The sequence below is a fragment of the Pseudomonas sp. CDFA 610 genome, from assembly GCF_021147865.1.
In the GTDB taxonomy this organism is placed as follows: Bacteria; Pseudomonadota; Gammaproteobacteria; order Pseudomonadales; family Pseudomonadaceae; genus Aquipseudomonas; species Aquipseudomonas alliivorans.
The window spans coordinates 103328-119955 of the sequence record NZ_JAGTPM010000012.1 but is presented as its reverse complement, the minus strand read 5'-3'; the positions used below and the strand labels follow the sequence as shown (position 1 = coordinate 119955).

Below are 16628 nucleotides of genomic sequence, written 5' to 3'. Positions count from 1 at the left end.
AAGCCGCCTCCCACAGCCCAGTGCTTACTGCGCGACAGCGCTGTGTCATGGACATAGCGATAGCTCCCACAAGACTGTGACACCTCAAAAAAACCTTCAGAAATCCTTACAAAGGCGCAAGCCGTCGTAGATCGCTGCGTGAGTGTTGCGTTGCGCCACGCAATCGCCGATGCGGAACAGCAGGTAACCGTCACCCGGCTCACTCAACGAAGGCTGCGGCTGAATGGCGAATAACGCATCAATGTCGATCTGGCCCTTGTTGCGCGAACCTTCCTTGAGCGCGTAGTAAATCGCCTCGTCCGGACGCACACCGTTCTCCACCACCACCTGATCCACGACCCGCTCTTCCTTGGCCCCGGTGTATTCGTTCTCCAGCACAGCCACCAGCTTGTCGCCCTCGCGATAGACCTTTTCCAGCATCATGTCGCCGGTCATGATCACTTCCTTGGGGTACATGCTGCGGTAGTAGGTCGGGAACGACGTACCACCAATCGCCACGCCAGGTTTGATGTCATCGGTGACGATCTCGACCTGGCTACCCTTGTCGGCCAGAAAGTCGGCCACGGACATGCCGGTGAATTCGCAGATGGTGTCGTAGACCAGCACGTTCTTGCCCGGTGCAACCTTGCCATCGAGCACATCCCAGCTGCTGACCACCAGTCCTTCGGCAGCGCCCCAGTGCTCGTTCTGCTCCAGAAATGGGTGACCGCCCACCGCCAGCACCACGATATCGGGACGCAGGTCGAGGATGGTGGCCGCGTCGGCAGCGGTACCCAGACGCAGGTCGACTTTCAGGCGCGCCAGTTCCAGCTGGAACCAGCGGGTAATACCGGCAATCTGGTCACGTTGCGGCGCTTTCGAAGCCGTGGTGATCTGCCCGCCGATGAACTCTTTTTTCTCGAACAACGTCACATCGTGCCCACGCTCGGCAGACACCCGCGCCGCCTCCATTCCGGCAGGCCCGGCACCCACCACCACGACCTTGCGTTTCGGCCCGGTGGATTTTTCGATGATATGTGGCACGCCCATGTATTCACGCGACGTGGCGGCGTTCTGGATGCACAGCACGTCCAGCCCTTGGTACTGGCGGTCGATGCAATAGTTGGCACCCACGCACTGTTTGATCTGGTCGATCTGGCCCATTTTTATCTTGGCGATCAGGTGCGGATCGGCGATGTGCGCACGCGTCATGCCGACCATGTCGACATAGCCGCCTTCCAGAATCCGCGTGGCCTGATTCGGATCCTTGATGTTCTGCGCATGCAGCACAGGTGCCTTGACCACTTCCTTGATACCGGCCGCAAGATGCAGAAACGGCTCCGGTGGATAACTCATGTTGGGGATCACGTTGGCCAGCGTGTTGTGGGTATCACAACCGGAACCCACGACACCGATGAAATCGATCATGCCGGTATCATCGTAATACTTGGCGATCTGTTTCATGTCCTCGTGACTGAGGCCGTCAGGGTGAAACTCGTCGCCACAGATACGCAGCCCCACACAGAAGTCAGGACCTACTTCCTTGCGCACGGCTTTGATCACTTCCAGGCCGAAGCGCATGCGGTTTTCGAAACTGCCGCCCCATTCATCCGTGCGCTTGTTGACGCGCGGGCTCCAGAACTGGTCGATCATGTGCTGGTGCACGGCCGACAGCTCCACACCGTCCAGGCCACCGGCCTTGGCTCGTGCTGCGGCGCTGGCGTAGTTGCCGATCACGCGCCAGATTTCCTCGGGTTCAATGGTCTTGCAAGTGGCGCGGTGCACCGGCTCACGAATGCCCGAGGGCGACATCAGGGTCGGCCAGTGATCGCCGTCCCAGCGAGAGCGGCGCCCCATGTGGGTAATCTGGATCATGATCTTGGCGCCGTGCTTGTGCATGGCGTCGGCCAGATTCTGGAAATGCGGGATGATCCGGTCAGTGGCCAGGTTGACCGACTTCCACCAGCCTTGCGGGCTGTCGATCGCAACACTGGACGAGCCGCCGCAGATGGCCAGACCGATACCGCCCTTGGCCTTTTCTTCGTAATACTTCACGTAACGGTCGGTGGTCATGCCGCCATCAGTGGCATAAACCTCGGCATGCGCAGTGCTCAGCACGCGGTTGCGGATGGTGAGCTTGCCGATCTGGATCGGCTGGAACATCGCTTCAAAAGCCATAACGCGATCCTCGATTTACAGCGGCTTGACGACAAAGAGTCCGTCGTCATGACCTTCTTCCGAACCACCGTAGACCTGCTCGGCCACCGTGCGGATCGAGCTGCCGCTGGCGGCCAGGATCTGATCCATGGCACCCGCGAACCAGCCGGTGAACATGTAGTCGACCTTGCGACCGACCTTGCCATAAACATAGACAAAACAGGAGTGCTCGAGCTTGACGCTGGCCGTACCCTTTTCGAGGTCGATGTCCTGAATCTTGAACAGCCCCCAACCGCGCTGCGAGAGGCGTTTCATGTAATGTTCGAACACGGCGACACCTTCAATGCCGTGGCATTCAGCCTCTTTCTCGCACCAGTGCCAGGCCGACTTGTAGCCCGCCTTGTAGAGAATCTCGGCGTAAGCGTCGGCGCCCAGTACTTCTTCGATGCCCATGTGGTTATTGACGAAAAAGTGGCGAGGCACGTAGAGCATCGGCAGTGCATCAGAGGTCCAGACACCGGTTTCGCTGTCGACTTCGATGGGCAGTTGCGGGGCGATTTTGGCCATGGGGAACAAACTCCAGATGATTCGGGTTACACCCACCGCAATCAGGGCCGTGGGCGTGTAATGGATTCAGGTGTAACAGGCGGTTTATTCGCCCCAGACGTCGGCGAGAACGTTTACCCAGTTCTCGCCCATGATCTTGCGCACTACGCGCTCTGGATGGCCGCGTTTGAGCAGCGTTTCGGTGAGGTTGGGAAACTCACCCACGGTACGGATGCCCAGCGGGTTGATGATCTTGCCGAAGTTGGTCAGGCGGCGGGCGTAGCCCTTGTCGTGGGTCAGGTACTCGAAGAAGTCCTGGCCGTGCCCTTGAGTAAAATCGGTGCCGATGCCGATGGCGTCCTCGCCGACGATATTCATCACGTATTCAATGGCTTCGGCGTAATCGTCGATGGTCGACTCGATGCCCTTGGCCAGAAACGGCGCGAACATGGTTACGCCCACGAAGCCGCCATGATCGGCAATGAACTTCAGTTCGGCATCGGACTTGTTGCGCGGGTGTTCTTTAAGACCGGACGGCAGGCAGTGGGAGTAGCAGACCGGCTTTTTCGATTCGAGAATGACTTCTTCGGAGGTCTTGGAGCCCACGTGGGACAGGTCGCACATCACGCCGACGCGATTCATCTCGGCCACGATTTCGCGACCAAAGCCCGACAGCCCGCCGTCACGCTCATAGCAGCCGGTGCCCACCAGATTCTGGGTGTTGTAGCACATCTGCACGATGCCGACGCCGAGCTTCTTGAAGATCTCGACGTAGCCGATCTGGTCTTCATAGGCATGGGCGTTCTGGAAGCCAAAGAGGATGCCGGTCTTGCCCAACTCCTTGGCCTTGCGGATATCGGCGGTGGTGTGGACCGGCATCACCAGGTCGCTGTTTTCCCGCATCAGCTTCAGGCTGGTGCAGATGCTGTCGATGGTGGCCTGAAAGCCTTCCCATACCGACACGGTGCAGTTGGCCATGGTCAGGCCGCCCTTGCGCATGTCTTCAAACAGTTCACGGTTCCACTTGGCGATGATCAGCCCGTCAATAACGATGCTGTCGGCGTGCAGTTCGGCTGGGCTCATCAGGCTGTCCCCATTCAGGTTCTTGCGCACCGAATCGGCTGTCGGCGCTATTGGGGTCAGCATATGCCGGAGGGTTGGCCGAGCCGGGTGCAAAAACGACAAGGGGCTTGCCGAAAGCGTCAAGAAACGACAAAGGGTGACAGCACTTCGTCACACCCTGCCGTAAACCTGTTCATTGTCACGCGGTTAGGACAGAATTCGTTACATCAATGGATCGGAGCGACTCAATGAGAACGATTTTCCTGACCATGGCCTTGATGGCCACGGCCGTGACAGGCGCACACGCTGCTCAGAATCCGGACAGCACGCCTTGCGATGGAGTCGACGCTGACAATCAGACGCTGGAGTGCTCGGCCTACAGCCGACACACTGCAGAAGAACTGCTCAAGGAAAATTTCCAGAACCTGCTTCAGCGGGTCCAGTCGCAGTTCGTCGCCAACAAGACTCAATTCAACGACTTCACCAGCAAGCTCAAGACTGCTCAGGCAGCCTGGGAAAAACTGCGTGATGCTGATTGCGCGGTCGAGGTGTTTCCATCGGCAGCAGGCAGCAAGGCGTTCACCATCAGTGAAAACGACTGCGTGGCACGCATGAGTGATGAACGGTCGGAGTATCTGGAGTCGATTGCACAGGAATAACGCCAGCGATGAGATAACCTGTTTCTTTTATGAACCACTTCATCAGGTTTTCTCATGATTATTTGCGGTGTAGAAATCAAAGGCAGTGAAGCCATCTTTGCTCTGGCCACACGTCAGCAAGGCGGCATCGCACATCTGTCACTGGCGACGAAAAAAATTGCGCTGGAAGATGACGACGAGTGTGCCAACGTCAAAGCCTTCGCCACTCGGATCGCCAGCTTTGTTCGCGAGAACGGCATCAGCCATGTCGCGATCAAGAAGCGCAGCAAGAAAGGCGAGTTCGCCGGCGGCCCGACCACGTTCAAGATCGAAACGGTATTCCAGTTGCTGGCCGATTGCGACGTGACGCTCGTTTCCCCGCAAACCATCAATGCCCAGAACAAGAAACACGCCTTCGCCCTGCCCGACACGCTGAACAAGTATCAGCATGAGGCTTACAAAACGGCGTGTGCGGGGTTGATGAAGTCGGTTTAGGGAACGCCGTGGGCTGGACGCAGGGCGTCATGAGAGGCGTTACCACGCTGGAGCGCGGGCATAAGCCCGTGACGTTCTGCATCACATTCCAGCAGCACCATAGGTTTCTGACAGACACAAAAAAACCCGCATCGCTGCGGGTTTTTTCAATGCTCGATCAACTCAGTTGATCTTGGCATCCAGCTCGCCACGGGCGTAGCGTTCGAACATGGCGTCCAGGGAGATCGGTTTGATCTTCGAGGCGTTGCCAGCGGTGCCGAAGGCTTCGTAGCGGGCGATGCAGACGTCACGCATGGCGACGACGGTCTTGGCCAGGTACTTGCGTGGGTCGAACTCGCTGCGGTTCTTGGCCATGAATTCGCGGATGGCACCGGTGGACGCCAGACGCAGGTCAGTGTCGATGTTGACCTTGCGCACGCCGTGCTTGATGCCTTCAACGATTTCTTCCACCGGCACACCGTAAGTCTCTTTGATGTCGCCGCCGTATTCGTTGATGATTTTCAGCCATTCCTGAGGAACGGACGAAGAACCGTGCATCACCAGGTGGGTATTGGGAATACGCTTGTGAATCTCTTTGATGCGCTCGATCGCCAGGATGTCGCCGGTAGGCGGCTTGGTGAACTTGTACGCGCCATGGCTGGTGCCGATAGCGATGGCCAGGGCATCGACCTGAGTCTTCTTGACGAAGTCGGCCGCTTCTTCCGGGTCGGTCAGCATCTGGCTGTGATCCAGGACACCTTCAGCGCCGACGCCATCTTCTTCACCGGCCATACCGGTTTCCAACGAACCCAGAACACCCAGCTCGCCTTCCACCGACACGCCACAGGCGTGAGCAAAGGCAACCACGCGACGGGTCACGTCAACGTTGTATTCGTAATCGGCCGGAGACTTGCCGTCTTCCTTCAGCGAGCCGTCCATCATGACCGAGCTGAAACCCAGCTGGATCGAACGTTGGCAGATGTCAGGGCTGGTGCCGTGGTCCTGGTGCATGACCACTGGAATGTGCGGGAACTCTTCGATTGCCGCGAGAATCAGGTGACGCAGGAACGGGGCACCAGCGTATTTACGGGCGCCGGCCGAAGCCTGAACGATCACCGGGGAGTCGGTCTTGTCGGCCGCTTCCATAATGGCGCGCATTTGTTCCAGGTTGTTTACGTTGAAAGCTGGAACGCCGTAGCCGAACTCGGCTGCGTGGTCCAACATCTGGCGCATGCTGATAAGTGCCATTGTCTGTGTCTCTCCCGGTAGGGTCGTTAATCGTGCAAGCCTGCCGTAGTGGCGGCTGCTATTCAAGTTATACGCATAGGCCGCGAGCCCTGCGAATGGTGCACCGGCGACGACTTATCTGGCTTTGCAGCCGCGACCGATCAAATCATTGGTGGCATCCCAATACACAAGGCCTTCGCTGCCCTTGTTGTCGAACGCCAGCACATTATTACTGTAAAGCGTGCCACTGGAAGCTCCCGGTTCGGCCTTTAGCCTGAAAACCTGGTCGCTCTGATTCAGGCGCGCATCCACTTCTTTTTTAGCTGAATCGATATAGCGCCAATGAATCTCGGCACCGCTGTCGCAGACCCAGTGATTCCACGGGTCATTCTGTTGTGGCTTGCTCATCATCGAGCAACCGCCCAGCACCGCCAATGTTCCGAGGGCAATCAAGCCTTTCATGACTTCTCCTGGCCTGCCCTGCAAAACCCGGCGTGTGCCTGTGGCTCCGTTATGTCAGGGGCAGTTCTGTTCCTGTTTACCGTCATCGGCCGGCTCACCCGTGGCGCGCGCCTCGACCCGCTGACTGTTCTCGGTTGTCGGCACATCCACAGAGGCCGGGCTGAATACTTTGCAGGCATGTGAGCCCGAACCGGCACAACCGGCCAATACAACACAACTCACAAGCGCCAGGGCAGCGATCTTCATGGCAAAACTCCTTCTTCATAAAAAGATGTCCACCCACTAATGACCGCTGAAGCCTGCCGTGGTTGCCGCAAAAGCCTCAACCCCGTTCACGGACAGCCTGGCAACCCTGTTGCCTTGGGCATGAATTCATAACGATCCCATACCTCCTGGCCGCCGCGCTTGTAGATCACCGGCACCGTCTCGGCCTGCCAGCCCGCCTGATAACAACTCAAATGCAGCACATCGGTCCGGGAAGCGCTCTCGGCCTCTTCGGCTTCAGGCTTGCCTGCACAACCGCCCAGCAACCCTGCGATGAGGAACCACGGTAACGCCCTGACCATGTACGACTCCTTGTCCAAATGCCTGGATTCAGGCCTTGGCGCGTTGTTCAAGCACTTCAACTGCGGGCAGAACCTTGCCTTCCACGAATTCGAGGAACGCGCCGCCGCCTGTGGAAATATAGGAAATCTGTTCAGCTACACCGTATTTGTCGATGGCTGCCAGTGTGTCGCCACCGCCCGCAATGGAGAACGCAGAGCTTTCGGCAATGGCTTTGGCCAGCGTCTTGGTGCCTTCGCCGAACTGATCGAATTCAAACACACCGACCGGGCCGTTCCACAGGATAGTCTTCGAAGATTTCAACAAGTCGGCGAAGTGCGCTGCGGTCTGCGGACCAATGTCCAGAATCATGTCGTCATCGGCCACATCGGCAATCAGCTTGACGGTTGCAGTGGCGCTTTCAGCGAATTCCTTGGCGACCACAACATCGGTCGGCAATGGCACGCTGACCTTGGCGGCGATTTCACGCGCAGTGTCCAGCAGGTCCGGCTCGTAGAGGGACTTGCCGACCTTGTGACCGGCTGCGGCCAGGAATGTGTTGGCGATGCCACCGCCGACAATCAACTGATTGCAGATCGCGCTCAGACTGTTAAGCACGTCCAGCTTGGTGGACACCTTGGAACCGGCAACGATGGCCGCCATCGGCTGGGCCGGAGCGCCGAGCGCCTTGCCCAGAGCATCCAGCTCGGCAGCCAGCAGCGGACCTGCCGCAGCGACCTTGGCGAACCTGGCTACGCCGTGAGTCGAGCCCTCGGCACGGTGTGCGGTGCCGAAAGCATCCATCACGAACACGTCACACAGGGCAGCGTATTTCTGCGCCAGTTCGTCGGCGTTCTTTTTCTCGCCCTTGTTGAAACGCACGTTCTCGAACAACACGATATCGCCCGGCTTGACGTCAACGCCGTCCAGGTAATCGGCAACCAGCGGAACGTCACGACCGAGCGCCTTGCTCAGGTAGTCGGCAACCGGCTTGAGGCTGTTCTCGGCCGAGAACTCGCCCTCGGTCGGACGGCCCAGGTGCGAGCAGACCATCACGGCCGCCCCCTTTTCCAGCGCCAGCTTGATGGTCGGCAGCGAAGCAAGGATGCGTGCATCGCTGCTGACGACGCCGTCCTTCACAGGAACGTTGAGGTCTTCACGAATCAGTACACGTTTACCTTGCAGATCGAGGTCGGTCATCTTCAACACGGTCATGAGGCGTTCCTGTTTTTTACTGTTGTTGGTCAGCGACGCGCAGAAAGTGCTCTGCAACGTCGAGCATTCGATTGGCAAAGCCCCACTCGTTATCGAACCAGGCCAGCAGATTTACCAGCCGGGGTCCCGAAACGCGGGTCTGACTCGCATCAACAATCGCCGAATGCGGGTCATGATTGAAATCGCAGCTGGCGTGCGGCAACTCAGTGTAGGCCAGCAGACCCTTCAACGGGCCACTGGTGGCGGCCTCGCGCAGGATTCGGTTGATCTCTTGTGCGTCGGTGTCACGAGCCGTCTGCAACGTGATGTCCAGACAGGACACATTGACGGTCGGCACGCGAACAGCTTTGGCCTGAATTCGGCCGGCAAGTTCCGGAAGCAGCCTTTCGATTCCGCGAGCAAGGCCCGTGGAGACCGGAATGATCGACTGAAACGCCGAGCGCGTGCGGCGCAGATCTTCGTGATGGTAGGCGTCGATCACCGGCTGGTCGTTCATGGCCGAGTGGATCGTAGTGATGGTGACGTACTCCAGCCCGACAGCCTGATCCAGCAGGCGCAGCAGCGGCACACTGCAGTTGGTGGTACAGGAGGCGGCCGACACCAGCAGTTCGTTGCCGGTCAGTTTCTGCTGGTTGATGCCGAACACCACCGTGGCGTCGACATCGCCCTCGCTGGCCATCGGCTGCGAGAACAGCACGCGTGGCGCACCGGCGTCCAGAAAGCGCTGCCCGTCTTCACGGGTGTTGTACACACCGGAGCATTCGAGCACCAGATCGACGTCCAGCGCCGCCCAGTCAATCTCTTCAGGCGTCGAGCTGCGCAGAACCTTGATCCGGTGATCATTGATGTGCAGATACTGCCCTTCGACCCTGACCTGACCGGGAAACCGGCCGTGGGTGGAATCGAAGCGCGTCAGGTATTCGAGACTGGCCATGTCGGCCAGATCATTTATTGCAACCACTTCAAACCCGGCTCTCGTCCCTCGCTCACACAGCGCACGCACGACACAACGACCGATGCGGCCGTAACCGTTCAGGGCAACTTTGTAAGCACGGGGCTGAGGCATGAGGTTCTCTCGGATTTAAGCTGAACCCGCAAAAACGCGCCTGCCAGCTAATGCAACGGTCCAGACAACGAGCTGTCGTCCGAACCATTCATTCGCGGGCAAGCGCGCTCCTGCAAGGAGACACACGTCTTGCTTAGTCTTCGAGCAGCTCTTCGGCGGTGCTCAGGACATTTTCCAGCGTGAAGCCGAACTCTTCGAAAAGCGCAGGCGCAGGCGCCGATTCGCCGAAGGTGGTCATGCCAATCACGCGACCTTCCAGACCGACGTACTTGTACCAATAGTCGGCATGCGCTGCCTCGATGGCGATGCGTGCGCTGACTTGCAGAGGCAGAACGCTCTGCTTGTACCCGGCGTCCTGAGCTTCGAACACGCTGGTGCATGGCATGGAGACTACGCGCACCTTGCGGCCCTGCTCGATCAGTTTGTCGTAAGCCTGAACGGCCAGACCGATTTCCGAGCCGGTGGCGATCAGGATCAGCTCAGGCTCGCCGACGCAGTCGCGCAGCACGTAGCCACCGCGAGCGATGCCAGCCAGTTGGGCTTCGTCACGCGCCTGGTGAGGCAGGTTCTGACGCGAGAAGATCAGCGCCGAAGGACCGTCGTTACGCTCGATGGCGTATTTCCAGGCCACGGCGGATTCCACGGCATCGGCTGGACGCCAGGTGTCCAGATTCGGCGTGGTGCGCAGGCTGGTCAGCTGTTCGACCGGCTGGTGAGTCGGCCCGTCTTCGCCCAGACCGATAGAGTCGTGGGTGAACACATAGATCACGCGCTTCTTCATCAGCGAAGCCATGCGCACTGCGTTACGGGCGTATTCCATGAAGATCAGGAAGGTGGCGCCGTACGGCACGAAACCGCCGTGCAACGCGATGCCGTTCATCATTGCGCCCATGCCGAACTCACGTACACCGTAGTGCAGGTAGTTGCCGTTAGGGTCTTCGCCGGTGATGCTCTTGCAGCCTTTCCAGATGGTCAGGTTGGAGCCGGCCAGGTCAGCCGAACCGCCGAGGATCTCAGGCAGCAAAGGCCCCAGCGCGCTCAGGGCGTTCTGGCTGGCTTTACGGCTGGCGATGGTTTCGCCCTTGGCGTTGACTTCAGCCACGTAAGCAGCAGACTTCTCGGCGAAGTCAGCAGGCAGTTCGCCGCTCATGCGACGGATGAAATCGTTGGCCAGTTCAGGATGCGCAGCGGAGTAGGCCGCAAAACGCTGATCCCAATCGGCTTCGGCAGCCAGACCTTTTTCTTTTGCGTTCCACTCGGCATAGATGTCAGCCGGGATTTCGAAAGGACCGTGGTTCCATTTCAGAGCGGCACGGGTCAGGGCGATTTCGTCAGCGCCCAGTGGAGCACCGTGGGACTCTTCCTTGCCCTGCTTGTTCGGCGAACCGAAACCAATGGTGGTCTTGCAGCAGATCAGGGTCGGCTGATCGCTCTTGCGAGCGGTGTCGATAGCAGTCTTGATCTCGTCGGAATCATGACCGTCGACGTTGCGGATGACCTGCCAGCCGTAGGACTCGAAACGCTTCGGGGTGTCGTCGGTGAACCAGCCTTCGACTTCGCCGTCGATGGAGATACCGTTGTCATCGTAGAACGCGATCAGCTTGCCCAGTTGCAGCGTGCCGGCCAGCGAAGCGACTTCGTGCGAGATACCTTCCATCATGCAGCCGTCACCCATGAACACGTAGGTGTGGTGATCGACGATGGAATGGCCCGGACGGTTGAACTGCGCCGCCAGTGTCTTCTCGGCAGCGGCGAAACCGACCGCATTGGCAAAACCCTGACCCAGCGGACCCGTGGTGGTTTCAACGCCCGGTGTGTAACCGTACTCGGGGTGACCCGGCGTGCGGCTGTGCAACTGGCGGAAATTCTTCAGGTCGTCGATGGACAGGTCGTAGCCGGTCAGGTGCAGCAACGAATAGACCAGCATCGAGCCATGACCGTTGGACATGATGAAACGGTCACGGTCGGCGAACGCAGGGTTGGCCGGGTTGTGCTTCAGATAATCGCGCCAAAGAACCTCGGCGATATCCGCCATGCCCATGGGGGCACCCGGATGGCCGCTGTTGGCTTTTTGCACGGCATCCATGCTGAGTGCACGAATAGCGTTGGCACGCTCACGACGGCTTGGCATCGCTGATCTCCTGGGAATAAAGGATTGGGATCTTAAAAAGGCGGCCATTTTCCCTCAGGGACCGGCCGGGGGCAATCACAGATAGTAGACCTTAGGCTTTTTTCCTGTGTTGTGGACATTAATTAGCCTGTCACTACTGGATAACGCCAGCTCGCGACAAGTTCAGCGGGATCGACAGACGCCACCCATCGAGCAATATCAAAACTTTTTGATATTGGCCTTGCGACCTTACGAATCGATCACTAGACTGCGGACCCTATGAACCTGCGCGTGCCTGCAATCCGCCATGATGCATGCGACGACCTCTCTGCATTGTGCAAGGCCGGCGGCGATCCGTTGCGACTCAACGTTCTGCGTGCCCTGACCAACGACTCGTTCGGCGTGCTGGAGCTGGCGCAGATTTTCGCGATTGGTCAGTCGGGCATGAGTCATCACTTGAAAGTGTTGGCGCAGGCCGATCTGGTCGCGACGCGGCGTGAGGGCAACGCGATTTTTTACCGCCGCGCCCTGCCCCATACCGACTTGCCCGGTGGCAGATTGCACGCCGCCCTGCTCGATGAAGTGGACACGCTGGCATTGCCGGATGACGTTCAGGGGCGTATTGGTCTGGTGCATCGTCAACGCGCCTTGGCCAGTCAGGATTTCTTTGCCCGGACAGCGGAAAAGTTTCGTGCTCAGCAGGACCTGATCGCCGGCCTCGCCCAGTACAGTGAAAGCCTGCTGACACTGCTGGACAAACTCAGCTTCGGCAACGAGGCAACAGCCCTGGAAGTAGGCCCCGGCGACGGCGGCTTTCTCCCGGAGCTGGCAAGACGTTTCAGGCATGTGGTCGCGATGGACAACAGCCCGGCGATGCTGGAACTGGCCCGCAACCTTTGTCAGCGCAAGGCACTGCTCAATGTCGAGCTGAAGCTGGCCGATGCACTGACCGACAGTAAAGTGCGTGCCGACTGCGTCGTCCTGAACATGGTGCTCCATCATTTCGCCGCACCGGCCGAAGCGCTGGCGCAACTGGCCGAATGCGTGCAACCCGGCGGTAGCTTGCTGGTAACAGAATTGTGTAGTCATGACCAGAGCTGGGCCAGGGAGGCCTGTGGCGATCTCTGGTTAGGTTTCGAGCAGGAAGACCTGGCCCGTTGGGCCATCGCTGCGGGGCTAGTTCCCGGGGAAAGCCTCTATGTAGGCTTACGTAATGGTTTCCAGATCCAGGTTCGCCATTTTCAGCGACCGGCTGGCGACACTCACCATCGGTAAAATGAAGGAAACCCGTAGAGATGAGCGAATACTCACTTTTCACCTCCGAGTCCGTGTCCGAAGGGCATCCGGACAAGATCGCCGACCAGATTTCCGATGCGGTTCTGGACGCCATCATCGCTGAAGACAAATACGCCCGTGTGGCGTGCGAAACACTGGTCAAGACCGGTGTGGCGATCATCGCTGGCGAAGTGTCGACTTCGGCCTGGGTCGATCTGGAAGACATCGTGCGTAACGTCATCCTCGACATCGGCTACAACAGCTCCGACGTCGGCTTCGACGGCGCGACCTGCGGCGTGATGAACATCATCGGCAAACAGTCGGTAGACATCGCCCAGGGCGTTGACCGCAGCAAGCCTGAAGATCAGGGTGCCGGCGACCAGGGCCTGATGTTCGGCTACGCCAGCAACGAAACCGATGTACTGATGCCTGCTCCGATCACCTTCTCGCACCAACTGGTCGAGCGTCAGGCCCAGGCCCGTAAATCCGGCCTGCTGCCCTGGCTGCGCCCGGATGCGAAATCCCAGGTCACCTGCCGTTACGAAGACGGCAAGGTCGTGGGCGTCGACGCGATCGTTCTGTCGACCCAGCACAACCCGGACGTTTCCTACAAAGACCTGCGCGAAGGCGTGATGGAACTGATCGTCAAGCACGTCATCCCAGCGCACCTGCTGCACAAGGACACCCAGTTCCACATCAACCCGACCGGCAACTTCATCATCGGTGGCCCGGTGGGTGACTGTGGCCTGACCGGCCGCAAGATCATCGTCGACACCTACGGCGGCATGGCCCGTCACGGCGGCGGCGCGTTCTCCGGCAAGGACCCATCGAAGGTTGACCGTTCGGCTGCGTACGCCGGCCGTTACGTTGCCAAGAACATCGTCGCTGCAGGCCTGGCCGAGCGTTGCGAGATTCAAGTGTCCTACGCCATCGGCGTCGCACAACCGACCTCGATCTCGCTGAACACCTTTGGTACCGGCAAGCTGTCCGACGACAAGATCATCAGCCTGGTTCGCGAGCACTTCGACCTGCGTCCATACGCGATCACCACCATGCTGGATCTGCTGCACCCGATGTACAAGGCCACTGCGGCCTACGGCCATTTCGGTCGTACCCCGGTCGAAATGACCGTTGGCGATGACACCTTCACCGCCTTCACCTGGGAAAAAACCGACCGCGCCGACGCCCTGCGCACTGCTGCCGGTCTGTAATTCTCCTGCGGTCATCAAAAGCCCCCCGGCGACGTGAGTCTCCGGGGGCTTTTGTTTAGGGGGTGTCGCGCTCACTCAGTCAGGATTTTTACTCAAAGAGGGCGTGTATTCGGGCAAGCACATCGTTGATCACAACATCGGGAGCGGCCTCGATACACGTTGCCCCGCGAGCCTCCAGGTCAACCGTGCGAATCTGGTTACATAGAACCACACCCTGCGTCTCGGTGCCTGAACCGCTCAACGGGACTGCAAATCCGGCATAACGGGCGAAATCACCGCCTTGCATTATCGGCGCAACGATTGCCAGGCCCGAGACGTTATACGCGGCGGGAGTAAGAACAAGCGCTGGGCGAAAATCGCCCTGCTGCTCCCGGCCAGCGGTCGGATTCAAATTAATGCGGACGATATCCGCACGATTGAATCTGGGCCGCCTCACACTTCGCGCCCTGTCGGCTGCATGGCGTTCCAATCAGACAATTCCTCAGGCTCGGCTGCTTCCAGATCGCACTGAGCCATCAGGTCGGACAGGCGATAATGCAGCTTGGCCCTGGCAGGCTTGAGCGTTATCACTTCCGTAGAAGCATCGAGCACCAGCACGTCGCCGCTGACAAGGCTCATCTGCTTGAGAACATTGGCTGGCAACCGTATTGCTGCGCTATTGCCCCATTGCTGAATTTTGACTTCCATACATCACCCCGCCAAATAGTAGATACATTGTAGAAACGTCACACCCTCTGCGCAAACAGTTATTTACACGAACACCGGCGCTCATCATCGACCCTTTTTGTAACAGCGAACGAACCTTCCCGACTGGATACAAGCAACATCACGTGCAATGCACCAGGATCGCAAAACCCGGTAACTATGCCGACAAGCCTCACCATCAGGCGACAGCTAGCCTTCCCCGGCCAATCCCAAGCAAGGATGCTTCGATGCTGTCTGTTAACCGCCTGTTGAGCTTCGCCCTCCTGATCACCCTTTCCCCTTTCACCGGCGCCAGCCAATGCCCGAACTGGGCTGCCAGCAAGGCACAGGCAGAAATGCTGTCGCTTCAACAACAGATCGCCGCGTGGGACGACAGCTATCACCGCCTGGGCATCTCACGAATTCCCGATGAGCTTTACGATCAGTCCCGCCAGAAACTGGAGACCTGGCGTGGATGCTTTGCCGTTTCGACGCCGAGCGACAACCCATTGAAGACCGCAGGCGGCTCGGTGACGCACCCGGTTGCGCACACAGGTGTGAACAAGCTGGCTGACGAGACGGATGTCAGAGACTGGCTGCAAGGCCGGACCGACCTGTGGATTCAACCCAAGGTCGACGGTGTGGCCGTCACACTGATTTACGCCAAAGGCAGACTGACCCAGGCCATCAGCCGAGGGGATGGCGTGAAAGGGCAGGACTGGACGCCTCAGGCGCTGCTGATCAAAGCCATTCCCAAACAATTGCCGTGGCCGGACGACCTCATCCTGCAAGGCGAGTTGTACGAGCGATTGCCTGACCATGTCCAAGCATCCTCGGGCAGCGTCAATGCCCGCAGCAAGGTCGCAGGCCTGCTCGCACGCAAGACGCTGAGCCCCGCACAAGCCGACACCATCGGGCTGTTCGTCTGGGACTGGCCCAACGGGCCGAGCACCATGAGCGAGCGTCTGGCCGGACTCAAGGCGCTGGGGTTTGCCGACAGCGCCGCCTACACGCTGCAGCTCACAGATCCCGCTCAGGCCGCACAATGGCGCGAGCACTGGTTTCGCAACCCGCTACCCTTCGCCACTGATGGCGTCATCATGCGTCAGGGCGAACGCCCCTCTTCCGAACGCTGGCAAGCGAAAGCGCCTTACTGGATCGCCGCCTGGAAGCACCCTTATGCGCAAGCGCTGGCCGAGGTGCGCAAGGTGAATTTCACGATTGGTCGCAGCGGCAGGATCACGCCGATGCTTGAGCTGGTGCCGATCCGTCTGGACGACCGGACCGTCAGTCGCATCAGCACCGGCTCGCTGCAACGCTGGCAGACGCTGGACATCCGCCCCGGCGATCAGGTGGCAATCAGTCTGGCCAGGCTGACCATTCCACGCCTCGACGGTGTTATTACACGCAGTGTCGAGCGGGCGCAGGTGAGCGTTCCGCAGGCCAGTGACTTTCATGAACTCAGTTGCTGGCAACCGACTCAGGGCTGCGAAAGTCAGTTCCGGGCGCGGCTGACCTGGCTCAGCGGCAAGAAGGGGCTGGCCTTGAGTGGCGTAGGCCCGGGGACCTGGGACAAGCTCATTGAAAGCGGGAAAATCAACGGACTGGTCGATTGGATGACCCTCGATCAGGCTGAGCTTGTTACCATTCCCGGTCTTGCCGAGCGTAGCAGCGCTAAACTGTTCGCCAGCCTGCAGACGGCGCGTCAAAAGCCGTTCAAGACATGGCTCAAGGCTATCGGCCTGCCGCCTGCCGGAAGCGCTCGACTGGATGTCGATTGGGATCAGTTGGCAGCGCGCAGTGTTGAACAGTGGCAGGCCGAGCCCGGCGTCGGTCCGGGACGAGCGGCAAAACTCACTGCGTTTTTCAACGACCCGCACGTGCAGGCATTAAGCCAGCAATTGCGTGTTTCAGGTATTTCAGGTTTCTAGAGTCCGGGTTTCACTTTTTATGCCCGGACATTGTTGTGTTCAAAAGGA

General features: G+C 59.1%; 17 protein-coding genes. 5 read left to right on the top strand and 12 right to left on the bottom strand.

The window, feature by feature from the left end; genetic code table 11:
- Positions 1-96 precede the first annotated feature (96 nt).
- The 3 genes from dgcA to KDX39_RS22030 form a co-directional block, all read right to left on the bottom strand.
- Positions 97-2157 (bottom strand): dimethylglycine demethylation protein DgcA, encoded by a 2061-nt coding sequence (dgcA, locus tag KDX39_RS22040; protein WP_231661796.1) that lies wholly within the window; start codon positions 2155-2157, stop codon positions 97-99.
- A 15-nt stretch (positions 2158-2172) separates the two neighbouring features.
- On the bottom strand, positions 2173-2703 hold the full coding sequence (locus KDX39_RS22035; protein WP_004880220.1) for a DUF5943 domain-containing protein: 531 nt from the start codon (positions 2701-2703) through the stop codon (positions 2173-2175).
- An 84-nt stretch (positions 2704-2787) separates the two neighbouring features.
- Positions 2788-3765 carry a dipeptidase gene (locus KDX39_RS22030; protein WP_025993273.1) on the bottom strand — a complete coding sequence of 326 codons (978 nt, stop codon included), beginning with the start codon at positions 3763-3765 and terminating at the stop codon, positions 2788-2790.
- A 227-nt stretch (positions 3766-3992) separates the two neighbouring features.
- Here KDX39_RS22030 and KDX39_RS22025 point away from each other — a divergent pair, with 227 nt between their 5' ends.
- Together KDX39_RS22025 and KDX39_RS22020 are read left to right on the top strand one after the other, a co-directional pair.
- Positions 3993-4403, top strand: a complete 411-nt coding sequence (locus tag KDX39_RS22025) for a lysozyme inhibitor LprI family protein (RefSeq protein ID WP_099228690.1) — start codon at positions 3993-3995, stop codon at positions 4401-4403.
- A 54-nt stretch (positions 4404-4457) separates the two neighbouring features.
- On the top strand, positions 4458-4877 hold the full coding sequence (locus KDX39_RS22020) for a DUF3010 family protein (protein WP_231661795.1): 420 nt from the start codon (positions 4458-4460) through the stop codon (positions 4875-4877).
- 162 nt (positions 4878-5039) lie between these two features.
- Here the strand turns inward: KDX39_RS22020 and fba are convergent, their stop codons facing one another.
- The 7 genes from fba to tkt form a co-directional block, all read right to left on the bottom strand.
- The gene (gene fba / locus KDX39_RS22015; RefSeq protein WP_099228692.1) at positions 5040-6104 is read right to left on the bottom strand and encodes a class II fructose-bisphosphate aldolase; all 1065 of its coding nucleotides are present in this window, start codon (positions 6102-6104) and stop codon (positions 5040-5042) included.
- A gap of 114 nt (positions 6105-6218) precedes the next feature.
- Positions 6219-6545 (bottom strand): MliC family protein, encoded by a 327-nt coding sequence (locus tag KDX39_RS22010; RefSeq protein ID WP_004880229.1) that lies wholly within the window; start codon positions 6543-6545, stop codon positions 6219-6221.
- A gap of 54 nt (positions 6546-6599) precedes the next feature.
- Positions 6600-6791, bottom strand: a complete 192-nt coding sequence (locus tag KDX39_RS22005; RefSeq protein WP_004880231.1) for a hypothetical protein — start codon at positions 6789-6791, stop codon at positions 6600-6602.
- Positions 6792-6877: 86 nt separating this feature from the next.
- The gene (locus tag KDX39_RS22000; protein WP_004880233.1) at positions 6878-7111 is read right to left on the bottom strand and encodes a hypothetical protein; all 234 of its coding nucleotides are present in this window, start codon (positions 7109-7111) and stop codon (positions 6878-6880) included.
- Between the two features lie 28 nt (positions 7112-7139).
- Positions 7140-8303 (bottom strand): phosphoglycerate kinase, encoded by a 1164-nt coding sequence (locus KDX39_RS21995; protein WP_210042059.1) that lies wholly within the window; start codon positions 8301-8303, stop codon positions 7140-7142.
- A 16-nt stretch (positions 8304-8319) separates the two neighbouring features.
- Positions 8320-9369: an erythrose-4-phosphate dehydrogenase gene (gene epd, locus KDX39_RS21990; RefSeq protein WP_231661794.1), complete on the bottom strand. Its 1050-nt coding sequence runs from the start codon at positions 9367-9369 to the stop codon at positions 8320-8322.
- Between the two features lie 133 nt (positions 9370-9502).
- The gene (gene tkt / locus KDX39_RS21985) at positions 9503-11500 is read right to left on the bottom strand and encodes a transketolase (RefSeq protein ID WP_210071481.1); all 1998 of its coding nucleotides are present in this window, start codon (positions 11498-11500) and stop codon (positions 9503-9505) included.
- 258 nt (positions 11501-11758) lie between these two features.
- On the opposite strand from tkt, the gene KDX39_RS21980 reads away from it, so the two are divergent.
- Both KDX39_RS21980 and metK read left to right on the top strand, forming a co-directional pair.
- Positions 11759-12754, top strand: coding sequence for an ArsR/SmtB family transcription factor (locus KDX39_RS21980; RefSeq protein WP_231661793.1), 996 nt, complete (start codon positions 11759-11761; stop codon positions 12752-12754).
- A 20-nt stretch (positions 12755-12774) separates the two neighbouring features.
- Positions 12775-13965, top strand: a complete 1191-nt coding sequence (metK, locus tag KDX39_RS21975; protein WP_231661792.1) for a methionine adenosyltransferase — start codon at positions 12775-12777, stop codon at positions 13963-13965.
- Between the two features lie 88 nt (positions 13966-14053).
- Here the strand turns inward: metK and KDX39_RS21970 are convergent, their stop codons facing one another.
- The gene (locus KDX39_RS21970; RefSeq protein WP_231661870.1) at positions 14054-14401 is read right to left on the bottom strand and encodes a type II toxin-antitoxin system ChpB family toxin; all 348 of its coding nucleotides are present in this window, start codon (positions 14399-14401) and stop codon (positions 14054-14056) included.
- Positions 14398-14652: an AbrB/MazE/SpoVT family DNA-binding domain-containing protein gene (locus KDX39_RS21965; protein ID WP_210071480.1), complete on the bottom strand. Its 255-nt coding sequence runs from the start codon at positions 14650-14652 to the stop codon at positions 14398-14400. Before KDX39_RS21965 ends, KDX39_RS21970 begins: the two co-directional genes overlap by 4 nt.
- A 245-nt stretch (positions 14653-14897) precedes the next feature.
- Here KDX39_RS21965 and ligB point away from each other — a divergent pair, with 245 nt between their 5' ends.
- Positions 14898-16580: an NAD-dependent DNA ligase LigB gene (gene ligB, locus KDX39_RS21960; protein WP_231661791.1), complete on the top strand. Its 1683-nt coding sequence runs from the start codon at positions 14898-14900 to the stop codon at positions 16578-16580.
- The last annotated feature ends 48 nt before the right edge of the window (positions 16581-16628 follow it).